This window comes from Stenotrophomonas sp. AR029 (assembly GCF_047520695.2).
GTDB lineage: Bacteria > Pseudomonadota > Gammaproteobacteria > Xanthomonadales > Xanthomonadaceae > Stenotrophomonas > Stenotrophomonas sepilia.
Genome location: NZ_JAXBQQ020000007.1, coordinates 58148 through 70091, shown reverse-complemented (window position 1 = coordinate 70091; position 11944 = coordinate 58148). Strand labels below are relative to the sequence as shown.

General features: G+C 67.5%; 14 protein-coding genes. 9 read left to right on the top strand and 5 right to left on the bottom strand.

Going from position 1 to position 11944, the window contains the following annotated elements:
- Positions 1–30: 30 nt before the first annotated feature.
- The 3 genes from ACM0PB_RS17895 to gspH are packed head-to-tail and all read right to left on the bottom strand — an operon-like array spanning position 31 to position 1447.
- Positions 31–645 (bottom strand): prepilin-type N-terminal cleavage/methylation domain-containing protein, encoded by a 615-nt coding sequence (locus tag ACM0PB_RS17895; RefSeq protein ID WP_065177673.1) that lies wholly within the window; start codon positions 643–645, stop codon positions 31–33.
- Positions 642–1004 (bottom strand): type II secretion system minor pseudopilin GspI, encoded by a 363-nt coding sequence (gene gspI / locus ACM0PB_RS17890; protein WP_065177674.1) that lies wholly within the window; start codon positions 1002–1004, stop codon positions 642–644. The genes ACM0PB_RS17895 and gspI overlap by 4 nt, the downstream gene beginning before the upstream one ends.
- Positions 1001–1447 carry a type II secretion system minor pseudopilin GspH gene (gspH, locus tag ACM0PB_RS17885; protein ID WP_065177675.1) on the bottom strand — a complete coding sequence of 149 codons (447 nt, stop codon included), beginning with the start codon at positions 1445–1447 and terminating at the stop codon, positions 1001–1003. The genes gspI and gspH overlap by 4 nt, the downstream gene beginning before the upstream one ends.
- A 103-nt stretch (positions 1448–1550) precedes the next feature.
- On the opposite strand from gspH, the gene ACM0PB_RS17880 reads away from it, so the two are divergent.
- Complete coding sequence (locus ACM0PB_RS17880) at positions 1551–2027, top strand: general secretion pathway protein (protein WP_176556922.1); 477 nt, start codon at positions 1551–1553, stop codon at positions 2025–2027.
- A gap of 93 nt (positions 2028–2120) precedes the next feature.
- Here ACM0PB_RS17880 and ACM0PB_RS17875 read toward each other — a convergent pair whose 3' ends face one another.
- Entirely contained in the window at positions 2121–2456 is a 336-nt protein-coding gene (locus tag ACM0PB_RS17875; protein ID WP_053500982.1) for a hypothetical protein, read from the bottom strand.
- Positions 2457–2657: 201 nt separating this feature from the next.
- Here ACM0PB_RS17875 and ACM0PB_RS17870 point away from each other — a divergent pair, with 201 nt between their 5' ends.
- The 6 genes from ACM0PB_RS17870 to ACM0PB_RS17845 all read left to right on the top strand — a co-directional run bounded on the left by ACM0PB_RS17870 (position 2658) and on the right by ACM0PB_RS17845 (position 9442).
- Positions 2658–4274 (top strand): ShlB/FhaC/HecB family hemolysin secretion/activation protein, encoded by a 1617-nt coding sequence (locus ACM0PB_RS17870; protein WP_164229612.1) that lies wholly within the window; start codon positions 2658–2660, stop codon positions 4272–4274.
- Between the two features lie 38 nt (positions 4275–4312).
- Entirely contained in the window at positions 4313–6097 is a 1785-nt protein-coding gene (locus ACM0PB_RS17865) for a DUF2341 domain-containing protein (protein WP_065196395.1), read from the top strand.
- A 10-nt stretch (positions 6098–6107) separates the two neighbouring features.
- Positions 6108–6521, top strand: a complete 414-nt coding sequence (locus ACM0PB_RS17860) for an ExbD/TolR family protein (RefSeq protein ID WP_005409874.1) — start codon at positions 6108–6110, stop codon at positions 6519–6521.
- A gap of 3 nt (positions 6522–6524) precedes the next feature.
- A complete protein-coding gene (gene tolA, locus ACM0PB_RS17855; protein WP_414604713.1) occupies positions 6525–7226 on the top strand; it encodes a cell envelope integrity protein TolA in 702 nt (233 codons plus the stop codon).
- Between the two features lie 43 nt (positions 7227–7269).
- Complete coding sequence (locus ACM0PB_RS17850; RefSeq protein WP_414604712.1) at positions 7270–9015, top strand: putative porin; 1746 nt, start codon at positions 7270–7272, stop codon at positions 9013–9015.
- A 97-nt stretch (positions 9016–9112) separates the two neighbouring features.
- Positions 9113–9442: a hypothetical protein gene (locus ACM0PB_RS17845; protein ID WP_053500994.1), complete on the top strand. Its 330-nt coding sequence runs from the start codon at positions 9113–9115 to the stop codon at positions 9440–9442.
- A 63-nt stretch (positions 9443–9505) separates the two neighbouring features.
- Here ACM0PB_RS17845 and ACM0PB_RS17840 read toward each other — a convergent pair whose 3' ends face one another.
- Positions 9506–9904, bottom strand: a complete 399-nt coding sequence (locus tag ACM0PB_RS17840) for an OsmC family protein (protein WP_414604711.1) — start codon at positions 9902–9904, stop codon at positions 9506–9508.
- A 321-nt stretch (positions 9905–10225) separates the two neighbouring features.
- On the opposite strand from ACM0PB_RS17840, the gene ACM0PB_RS17835 reads away from it, so the two are divergent.
- Positions 10226–10729 carry an RNA polymerase sigma factor gene (locus tag ACM0PB_RS17835; protein WP_065177682.1) on the top strand — a complete coding sequence of 168 codons (504 nt, stop codon included), beginning with the start codon at positions 10226–10228 and terminating at the stop codon, positions 10727–10729.
- An 82-nt stretch (positions 10730–10811) separates the two neighbouring features.
- A complete protein-coding gene (locus ACM0PB_RS17830) occupies positions 10812–11768 on the top strand; it encodes a FecR family protein (RefSeq protein WP_414604710.1) in 957 nt (318 codons plus the stop codon).
- The last annotated feature ends 176 nt before the right edge of the window (positions 11769–11944 follow it).

Here is an 11944-nt window from a genome sequence, read left to right as displayed (position 1 = left end):
CATGCGTGGATGCTTTGCCTGGGAGGAATCCTAAAGCTCCAGCACCCGCCGGTAGCTCAGCGGCCCACGCCCATCGCGCAGGCCCAACCGCAGTTCCAGCCCGGTGGCCGGCAGCACCTCGCCTTCGCTCGGCAACAGCGCCCACCCCGCGCCCGGCTGCCAGGCGCGTATCTCGAACCGCTGCACATCCCTGGCCACCGCAATGCCTTTCGACGGCTCAGGCGCGGGCAGGGGGTATCGATCCGTCGCCGCGCCACTGGCCCGCCACAGCGTATTGCCCTGCCGCCACCAGCGCACCCGCTGCCAGCGTAGTCCATCACTGCCGACACTGCGGGTGATCTCCAGTGCGAAGCTGCCATCCGGGTGCCGTTCGCTTACCAGGGACGGAGGCAGCAGCCGCTGCGGTTGATCGGCCGGACGCACTGCACCATTCATCAGCGCGTCGTCGGCACGCATCTCGATATCGCGCTGGAACTGCTGCAGGATGCGCAGCGCCGTCGTGGTTTCTGCATCGGCCCGGCGCAGGCGCTGGTCGCTGCTGGCCACGCTGTCCAGCGCACGCCAGCAGATCAGCGCCAGCACACCCATGATGGTGATCGCGATCATCACTTCGATCAGGGTGAAGCCACGCGTGACCCGCTTCATTGCATGGTGGTCCATGGCAGCTGCATCCGCGCCAGCGACTGCTGCGGTGCATCTTCGGCCACCACGCTCAGTTCCAGTTGCGGCTGGCTGTCGCTGCCGGTGCCAAGATGTTGCAGCACCAGGAACGTGCTGTGCCCCTGCACGCAGCGCTGCCGTGCATCCTGCGGCGGCTGCCCAGTCAGGCGCAGCTCCTGCCAGCGGTCCTGCGCGCACATCAGTGCCAGCCGACGGTCGCGCAGGCGCGATTGATCGTCGGTAGCCACCGCCACCGAACGCATCACCGCCGCCAGTGCGATTGAAACGATCGCCAATGCGATCAGCACTTCGATCAGGGTGAACCCGTGACTGTTCCGCTTCACTGCACGACCTGCAACTGTCCGCTGCCATCATCACGAAGACGCAGCTGGCGGCCCTGCAACGACAGCGTCAACTCCCACGCCACGCCAATCCATTCGGGGCTCAGTTCAATCGGCGTGGTCGGCTGCACCGCGATGCCCGCCAGCTGCCATGGTTGTGGGCGCAGCAGGTCGTCGCGCTGCACATCCACCCAACCGGTGCCTTCGCGGCGGCTGAAGCGGTAGCCGGCGGCGTCGGCCTGCCAGCGCAGGGGGCGGCCATCGATCCGGGCCTCGTCGCGCGCCACCTGCAGGCGCTGCGCCAACTGTTCGGCTTCCTGTCGCAGCTGCCGGCCCGGGTCGAGCAGGCTGCCCAGGCCCAGCCCGATACCCGCCGTGCAGATACCGATGATCACCAGCACCACCATCAGTTCCAGCAGGGTGAAACCACGCGGCACGCGCTGCATCGACGTTGCCTCCTGTCCGGGTCGATGCCTGCCAGCGTAGGCCCGCATGATGAAACAAAAGCGTCAGCCGCACCTGCTAGCGTGGGCAGACATGAACGTGGCGATGGTGCGGAACATGGACGGCAGGCGCTGGGATCGCAATCGCATGTTGGCCCTGCTGGCGGCGGCGCTGCTGCTGGCGGTGGTGGCCTACTGGAGCGTCACCCTGTCTGCGGTGGCGCCGGCGGCCGTGGCCAGCGAGGCGAAAGCCGAGGCGCCGGTGCGGCCGATGTTCGATGCAGTGGCCAGCCTGCCGCTGGTGCGCCTGTTGTCCCCCGGCGCAGTGCAGACCGAGGTGGTGGTGCTTGGCGTGTTGGCCGGCGACCACGCACCGCTGGCGCTGCTTTCGGTGGATGGGCGTCCTGCCGAAGCGTACGCGCCGGGTCAGCGGTTGGGGCCCTGCACGGTTCTCGCCAGCATCAGCGCCAACGCGGTGGAGCTGAACCAGGCGGGGCAGTTGCGCAGCCTGCCGGTTCCCGAGCTGCCGCCGGTACCAAGCGATGGCATCGTGCCGGCCGGTCGGCAGAGCGGCACGCAGTAGCGCCGAGCCTGCGCTCGGCGGCTTTCGCGCCGTGGCATCGCCGATGAATGCAAAGACAGCCGAGCGCGCGCTCAGCCCCACAGCTGCGGAGGCTCAGCGCGCAGGTCGCTGCGGCACCACCGAGCGACCGAACGCATCGCCCATGCGCTGCCGCGTGCCTTCCAGGTTGTACTGCATCAGCTGGTTGCCGGGCTGCTGCATCAGGCGTTCGGCTTCGGGGAGCGCCGCCGACTTCGCCGGCCTTGTCGCAGGCGCCAGCTTGCGTTGCAGACAGTCCCAGGCCGGAATCCGCTCGCCGTTGACCAGTACTTCGATGCAGGGCGCAGCTTCTTCCTGCTTCTTCGCCTCGTCGGCGCGACCCGATGGCAGCGCCAGCAGCAGGGCGAGGGCGAGGGCAGCGCGCAGGTCCGGCATCAACGATTCACACATCTCGAATCTCCCGCAGCAATCGATGTCCTGAAATGAAGACGGGTGGCCAAGGCAGGGTCCGCCTGCGTGCGTTGCGGCGCTTTCAAAAGATGACAGTGCTGTCACAAAACTGTTGGCGGCTTTGACGCGATGTACACGTCCTGTTGGTAGATCCACGCGCCGCTCCCTGGCCCCTCCCTTCGATACGACGCGATGCCTTCGATGAATCCTGTTCCGTGCCGAGCCGTTCGCCTTCCGCTGCGCCTGCATCCGCTGGTGCTGGCCCTGGCCGCGATGCCGCTGCCGCTGTTCGCGCAGGAGGCAGCACCCGCGCCCAGCGTGAACATCAACGAATACGTCGTGCGCGGCAACACGGTGCTCGATCCGCGGCAGATTGAACGTGCGGTGGAACCGTTCCTCGGCCCGGGCAAGACCCTGGCCGATGTTGAGAAGGCGCGCGATGCGGTCCATGCGCTCTACCAGCAGGCCGGCTACCAGTCGGTCTACGTCGAGCTACCCGAGCAGCAGGTCAGTGGGGGCGTGGTGCTGCTGAAGGTGCAGCAGACGCCGATCGGCCAGCTGCGCGTGGTCGGCACCCGCCACGAGTCGCCCGAACGCATTCGGGAACGTGTACCGGCGCTGGCCGAGGGCAAGGTGCCTGACTTCGACCAGGCCCAGAAGGAATTGACCGCACTGAACGAAGGCGGACGTCGCCAGGTGATGCCACTGGTGCGCGAAGGCCAGGTGCCGGGCACGATGGATGTGGACCTGCAGGTCGAGGAGAAGTCGCCGTGGCGTGCCAGTGCGTCACTCAACAACGACCATAGCGCCGACACCGAGAAGCTGCGCCTGAGTGCATCGCTGGCCTACGACAACCTGTGGAAGCGTGGGCACAGCGCCAACCTCGGCGTGTATCTGGCGCCGGAAGACACGAAGCAGGCCAAGGTGTTCTCGGCCTCGTACACGATGCCGTTCGAAGGTACGCCGTGGAGCCTGGAAGCCTCCGGCTACAGATCCGACAGCCGCGTGTTGAATGCAGGTGGGCAGGTCGGTACCGGCACCGGCACCAATGTGATCGGCAACGGCCATTCGATCGGCCTCAAGCTCAACTACCGCCTGCCGGGCAGCAGCCAGTGGTGGCGCCAGCTCAGCCTCGGCGTGGATTTCAAGGACACCGAGGAAGACACGCAGATGGGCAAGGAGAGCCTGAAGACGCCGCTGAGGTACGCGCCGATCACTCTGGCGTTTGTCGGTGTACGCCAGGGCGAGCAGGATCAGTTGAGCATCAACACCCAGCTGGTGGCCGGTACGCGTCGCTTGTTCGGCTACGGCAGTGACGCCACCGCGTTCGGGCAGAAGCGCTACTGGGCCGACCCGAGTTTCGTGGCGTTCAAGGCCGACGTGGCCAACACGCATACCTTCGGCAGCGACTGGCAATGGTATGCGCGCGGCTCGCTGCAGGTAACCGATGCGCCACTGGTGTCGGCCGAGCAGTTCGCCGCAGGTGGAATGTACACCGTGCGCGGCTACCTGTCGGCCGAGGCGATCGGCGACTACGGCGGCCTGGCCAGCCTGGAATGGCGCACGCCTGCGTGGTCACTGTGGCGCGGCACCGACCTGCGCGTCTACAGCTTTGCCGACGCGGCCTATCTGCGCCTGCGCCAGCCGCTGCCCGAACAGCGCGACAAGTACAACCTGGCCTCGGTCGGCCTGGGCGCGCAGCTGCGCCTGGGTCAACACCTGCAACTGCGCCTGGACTACGCCTGGCCGTATGCCGATGGCCCGGTCACGCGCAAGGACGACCCGCGCCTGCATTTCAACATCAGCACCAGTTACTGACCCTTCCCTTGAACATGCGTTCTCCGGAGACCCTTCGCATGGACCGTTTGCTTTCCCGAGTGTTGTTGCTGCTGGCCGCGCTGGTTGCGCTGCCGGTGGCTGCGGCCGATGCCAATTGGTGGCAGGCCGAATGGAAGTACCGCAAGCCGATCACCATCGACGCCGGCCCGCAGGGCGCGGGCCTGGCCGGTGACCCGGGCCGCACGCCGCTGCTGCTGCGCCTGCATACCGGCAACTTCGGCTTCGACGGAACCCAGGATGCGGGCAACGACCTGCGCTTCGTCTCGGGTGATGGCCGTACCGTGCTGGCCCACCAGATCGAACAGTTCGATCCCAGGATGGGCCTGGCCCTGGTCTGGGTCGACGTACCGGCAGTCAGCGCTGCCGCGCCGCAGACGATCTGGATGTACTACGGCAATGAGAAGGCACCGGCCAGCGGCAACGGCCAGCAGGTGTTCGATCCGGACTACACGCTGGTCTACCACTTTGCCGAGGCCAATGCGCCGGCACGCGACACCACCGCCTATGGCAACAATGCCGGTGCGGTGGTGCCGCCGTCGGAAGGCTCGGTGATCGGCCGTGGCGTGCAGCTGGGCGCCGGTCCGCTGCCGCTGCCGGCCAGCGCATCGCTGGCTCAGGAAGCGGGCGCGCCGCTCACCGTTTCAGCCTGGATCAAGCCGGGCGGCAACACTGCGGCGCAGGCGATCTATGCGCGTCGCGACGGCGCATCCGAGCTGGTGCTGGGCATCGAGAACCGCGTGCCGTTCGTGCAGCTCAATGGCCAGCGCAGCACGCCCGCGCAGCCGGTTCCGGAAGGACAGTGGGCACACGTTGCACTGACGGCAGAGAAGGGCGCGTTGCAGCTGTACCTCAACGGGCGCGTCGTTGCCCAGCTGAGCGGTGCGCTGCCGGCGCTGGGCACGGCTCCGGTGGTGGGTGCCGATGCGCCGGGGGCGGTGCAGCCACTGGCCAACTTCGAAGGTGCGCTGGATGAACTGCGCGTCTCGCGCGTGGCACGGCCGGCCGCGCTGCTGCTGGCCGATGCCACCGCACAGGGTGCCGATTCGCGGCTGATCAGCTACGGCGCGGACGAGCAGTCAGCCGGGCAGAGCCACTTCGCCTTCATCCTCAAGGCGATGCCGTTCGATGCCTGGGTGGTGGTCGCGATCCTCGGCCTGATGATGCTGCTGTCGTGGGCGATCATGATCGCCAAGGGGCGGCACTTCGGCCGTACCAGCAAGGCCAATGCGGTGTTCACCGAGAGCTTCGGCAAGCTGTCCGGCGTGCCGCTGCGCACCCTGTCCGACATGGACCGCCAGGGCAAGGCGCCGGCCGCGATGCACGATGGCTCGTTGTGGCGCATCTACCAGGTGGCCATCGATGAAATGCAGCAGCGCCACCAGCGCGATGGCAACAGCGGTTACCTCAGTGGTGCCACCATCGCGGCGATCCGTGCCTCGATGGATGCGGTGATGGTGCGTGAGCAGGAGGCGATGGCACGGCGCATGAACTGGCTGTCGACCACCATCGAGGGGGCCCCGTATGTGGGCCTGTTCGGCACCGTGATCGGCATCATGCTGGTGTTCGTGGTGGCGGCGATGGCTGGCGCGGTCGACATCAACTCGGTGGCACCCGGCATGGCCGCAGCGTTGCTGTGTACTGCGGCTGGCCTCGGCGTCGCGATCCCTGCACTGTTCGGCTACAACTACCTCGGCGCGCGTGCCGAAGCGATCGGCGCGGACATGGCGGTGTTCATCGACGAGTTCGCCGCGCGCCTGGCTGAAGAGCAGGACGGGCGCGGCCCGGCTGCGGTCCAGGGCTGAGGAGCGCGCCATGGGCCAGAAGGCGAAGTTCGGCATCAAGAAGCGCGAGAAGGGCATCAACGTGACGCCCTTCGTCGACGTGCTGCTGGTGGTGCTGGTGATCTTCATCCTGACCAGCAACGCCTCCATCCCCGGTATCGAGGTCAACCTGCCGAAGGCGAGCAACAGCGTCGCGCTGGAGAAGCCGAAGACCAAGGCGATCACCATCGACCCCAGCGGCCAGGTGTTCCTGGATGCCTACCCGGTGACGATGGCCGAGCTGGAAGATCGCCTGCGTACCGAACGCGCGACCACGCCGGATTTCCCGGTGATCGTGCGCGGAGACGCACAGGTGCAGTATGCCCGCGTGGTCGAGGTGCTGGACCTGCTGCGGCGCCTGGAGCTGGCCCAGGTGGGCCTGGTCACCGGCAAGGCGCAGGGCTGAGGCATGACCGCCCATCAACCCCCCCGGCCGGAGCCCGGCACGCGTGGTCGCCCGTTGCTGGTGACCGTCGCGCTGGTGCTGGTCGCGTTGCTGGTGCTCGGCGTCGCGCTGTGGTGGCTGTTGTTCAAGGACACCGCCAGCACCCGCCGACCGGTGGTGCAGCCGCCGATGCTGGCGTTGCCGCCACCGCCTCCGCCACCCCCGCCGCCACCGGAAGAACCGCCGGAACCGGAAACGCCGCCGGAAGAGACGATGCCCGAACCGGAGCCGCTGGATCAGCCGACGCCGGCCGAAGAGCCGACGCCGACCCCGGACAACAGCGATCCGGTGACGATGAACGCCGACGCGCAGGCCGGTGGCGACAACTTCGGCATCCAGTCCGGCAGTGGTGGCGGTTCGTCCGGTGTCGGTCGTGGCGGTGCCGGCAACGCCACCTATGGGCGCTACCTCGGCTACCTGATGCAGCAGGCGATCTCGCGCGACGACAAGGTCAAGCGCCTGGCGTTCCAGTTGCAGGTGAATGTGTGGCTGGCCAGCGATGGTCGCCTGGAAAAGGTCGAGCTGGTGCGTGGCAGTGGCAACGAGGAGGCCGACGCGGCCGTGCTCGATGCACTGCGTCGCATCGGCAAGGTCGACCAGGCACCGCCGCCGTCGCTTGATTTCCCCGCCCGCGTCCTGATCCAGGGCCGCCGGCCCGGGGCCTGATTCCCCGACCTCCATGATTTCCCTTCATTCGATGAGAACCGTGATGAACGACCACGTCCGCGCACGAACCGATTCCCGCCGCCCGCGGCCGGCCCGACGGGCGCTGCTGTGCTGCGCCGTGCTGCTCAACCTGGCCGCCCCGGCCGGCGCGATGGCCGCCGAAACCACCATGGTCAAGCTGATCAAGGGGTTGATCGCCAGCGGTGCACTGAAACCCGAAGACGGCCAGGCATTGCTGGTGCAGGCGCAGGCCGAAGCAGCAGCGTTGCAGCACACCGCGGCCGCCGGGACACCGGCCGCCAGTGGTGGCGTGGCCCTGGAGGCCGGTGACGTGCGCGTGCCGTACGTACCGCAGAGCGTGCGCGACGGCATTCGTGACGAAGTGCGCCAGGAGGTGATGACGCAGGCCAGGTCCGAGGGCTGGGCGGCGCCGAACGAAGTGGCTGAGTGGACCAAGCGCATCAAGGTCACCGGTGACATGCGCGTGCGGAGCGAGTCGCGCTTCTTCTCCGAACGCAACAGCGACATCGTCAGCAACTGGTCGTCGATCAATTCCGGCAACGGCTTCGACACCAATACCAACACCAACCTGCAGCTGCCACCGCTGCTGAACACCCGCCAGGACCGCCGCAACCTGTGGCGCATCCGCGCCCGCCTCGGCATCGAGGCGACCATCGGCCAGCACACCACGGCTGGCGTGCGCCTGGCCAGCGGCAGCAGCAATGGCCCGGTGTCAACCACCGAGCAGCTGGGTGGTGGCCTGAGCAAGAAGGACGTGTGGCTGGACCAGGCCTGGCTGGCCTATAGCCCGGCCGACTGGGTGACGGTGCGCGGCGGCCGCTTCGGCAATCCGTTCTGGACCAGCGATACGCTGTTCTCCAACGACCTGAACTTCGATGGCCTGGCCGCCAACCTGCAGTACGACTTCGACGGCGGTGACCTTGGCCTGTTCGGCAATCTGGCGGTGGTACCGCTGGAGTACACCTCCGACAGCGCGCCCAGCCAGAGCCGGGTCAAGACCCCGAACGAGAACAAGTGGCTGTCCGGTGCACAGGTCGGCGTGAACTGGCGTTTCAACGATGACAACGCGCTGCGCGCGGCGCTGGGTTACTACGACTTCAAGAACATCAGCGGCCGCCTGTCCTCGCCGTGCGCGCTGTATGCGGGCGCGGTGGGCTGCGATACCGACTGGTCGCGCCCGGCGTTCATGCAGAAGGGCAACACCCTGATGCTGATCCGCGACATCGCACGCAACCCGCTGGATCCAGCCAACGCGCCCACCCCGCAGTACGTCGGCCTGGCCTCGGCATTCCGCCTGGCCACGCTGAACCTGCGCTGGGATACGCAGCTGGCCCAGGGCATCGGCCTGCGCCTGGACGGCGACTACATCCGCAACCTGGCCTACGACAAGCAGGCGATGTTCAGCCGCGCCAACAACGGCATCGTCAACAACTACGGCGCCGGTGGTACCGCCAGCATCGACACCTTCCGCAGCGGCGACACCGCCTGGATGGTGCAGGCCACCTTCGGTGCCACCGACCTGAAGGAGAAGGGCCAGTGGCAGGCGCTGCTGGGCTACAAGCGCATCGAGGCCGATGCGCTGCCGGACGCCTACAACGACCCGAACTTCCACCTCGGAGGCACCAATGCCCGCGGCTACTACGTGGGCGGCGCCTACGCGCTGGACGCGCGCAGCTGGATCAGCGGCAAGTGGATGGCGGCCAAGGAAGTGTCCGGTGCTCCACTGTCGATCGATGTGTTCCAGCTGGAGTTCAATACCGGGTTCTGAGTGACGGCGTGATGTGGATCACGTAGTGCGTGGCGGGGGCGCAGCGATGCGCCCGTCTAAGGAAAGGAGACCACGCGCTGCACATAAGGAGGAGTGGATGAGCCGTCGCAAGCTGTTCGAGAGTTCCGAACCGTCCAGCCGATCGCTGGGCATCGGCCCGGCCTATGTCTCGGTGGAGGGGCTGCGCCAGCACCTGGCGGAGTTCCTGCTGTACGCAGGCCGGCCGGTGGTGATCATGCGCGGGCGCAGCGAAGTGGGGTATTTCCTGCCAGCGCGCTGCTGGCGCCAGCGTGACGATGATCCGCTGGCCGCCGCCGCCGCCGACGAACTGCTGGACGCGGCCGGGTTCCAGGCCGAGGATATCCAGCAGGTAGAGCAGGAATTCAACGCGATGCGCCAGCGCACCGTACTGCATTCACGGCGCTGAGCCTTTTGCAGAGCCGGGCATGGGTTTGGCTCTACAGTAGATCCACGCCATGCGTGGATGGGGTTACGCAGCACCCCCGTGCTCACTGGTGATGCGTGCACCCTCGCGCATCACCAGGGTCACCGGGGTCTTCTCCACCACCTCCAGCAACCGCTGCCACTGCGCATCACTCAGCTCGGCGCTGGCATGCAGCACGCGGTGCACGTGGAAACGTCCATCCTCGTCACGTTCCGAGCGCAGCTCGGCATGGAACTCGCCCATATCCCAGCCCTTGCGCTGCGCATACATGCGCAGGGTGATGGCGGTACACGCCGCCAGCGAGGCCAGGTACAGGTCGAACGGCGCAAAGCCCTTGCCCTGGCCACCCAGCGAGGCAGGCTCGTCCGCATCCACATCGAAGCTGCCGTTGCTGATGTGGTGCAGATAGTCGTCGGCGGTCGAAACAATGCGTGCGTAGGCCATCACGTTCTCCATCTGTCTGTGGCGTCGAGCCACGCTCGACTGCGCCAAAAAGGGCGGCCCCAGCCAGGACCGGGGCCGCCACCCCATCACTCGGTACGATCGTACGAGAACTGGATGCCCGCGGTACCACCGGTTGCGATGAAGAGGTTCATGAAATCCGGGACCGTTGCCGAGCGGGCCCAGTCGCGCTGCAGTTCGCAGAGCACCTGCCATGCGTGGATGAACGAGCCCGCGGCTTGCCGCCCACGGCCGCGCAGCCCACAATCCACGTCCGGACCGTCGCCATCACGCCCATCATTCCCCGGTCCGGCCTTGGCACCTATGTCTCCCAATGCCCTGGCGCTGGTCGAGCTGCTGATCCGCGAGCGCCGCGCGTTGTCCCGCTTCATCGCACGCTATCTCGACCCGGCCAGTACCGAGGACACCCTGCAGAACCTGTACCTGAAGGCCAGCAGCGTGCCCGGCGATCCGCCCATCCTGGAGCCGCGCGGCTATCTGTACCGGATGGCCTACCATCACGCGCTCAACCGCAGCCAGGCCGACGCGCGCGAGCGGCGAGCGATGGCCGAGTACGCCGTCGACATGGGCGATGCAGGGCATGATGGCGAGGCGCAGGCGCTGGACCAGGCGCAGCTGCGCGAGATCACCCAGACCATCCTCGCCCTGCCGGCCCAGGTGCGCGAGTGCTTCGTGCTCAACCGCTACCTGGGCCTGAGCGAGCGCGAAATCGCCGCGCGCCTGGGAATCTCCAAGAGCCTGGTCGGCAAGCATGTGCTGCGCGCAGCGCTGCTGATCCAACAACAGCAGCAGGGAATGCGTCGATGAGCGGCGATTACCGTGGGCAGATCGCGCCCGCCGTTGTCAGAACAGGAAAGCGCACCCGTTCGTGGTGCGGCAGGCCACAACCATGACCACGTCCGAACCCTCGCCGCGTCAGGCCAGGCAGGCGTTGCGCTGGGTGATACTGCGCAGTGCAGGCCCGCTGCCGGAACCGCAGCAACGAGCCCTGCAGCGCTGGCTGCAGGCCGATCCCCGCCATGCGTGGGCCTGGCACCAGCAGCAGGCCTTCTGGCAGCGGTTGGACGCTGCCGGGCCGGAGGTGCTGGCAGCGCTGCCCGAGCTGACCGCTGACCGCCAGGGGCTGCGCCCGATCGCACCGCGCCGTCGCCTGCCGTGGCTGCTGGCTTCGGCCGCAGCCGTGGTGCTGATGATCGCGGCCACACCGTACGCGTTGCTGCTGGCGCGCAGCGACGTGCGCAGCAGCGATGCGCCGCGCGTTGTGCAGTTGGACGACGGCAGCACGGCGGTACTCGATGCCGGCACCGCTCTGGCACTCGCGTTCGATGGCCAGCAGCGGCGCGTGCGCCTGCTGCGCGGGCAGGCCTGGTTCCAGGTGGCGCACGAGCAGCGGCCGTTCCAGGTCGAAGCCGGCGGTGGTCAGATCCGCGATATCGGTACGGCGTTCAGCGTATCGATGCAGGGCGCCACCATCACCACCGAAGTCAGCGAGGGCGTGGTCGATGTGCACCCGGGCGATGGCAGCGTGCAGCGCCTGCGAGTTGGGCAGGTGCGCGTGTTCCGTGACGGGCGCTGGTTGCAGCCGCTGAGGCTGGCCGCGCCGGAGGCGATGGCGCCGTGGCGTCGCGGTGAGGTGGTGATCGACGGTATGCCTGCCGCGCAGGCCATCGCCGATCTCGGTCGCTACCGGCGTGCCCCGGTCTGGGTGGTGGGCGGGCAGGGCGCACGCGTACGGGTCAGCGGCCTGTTCCATCTGCAGCAGCCGGAAACCGCCATCGACGCCGTGGCCGCGCAGGCGGGACTGCGGGTGCAACGCTTGCCCGGTGGTGCGTTGCTGGTGTGGTGAAGCAGCTGTGGAGCCTGGATGCACCGGCCGCATGAAAAAAACATGAAAAAACCGTGGGCAGTCGTCGCATCCCGCTGTCTATAGAGGTATAGCCAGAGCGAAACCGCGTTTCTTCTCAAGCCAGACACACCACCGGGCACCGGACGTGCCCGTGGTCCCGCCCCGCTTGAGGAGTT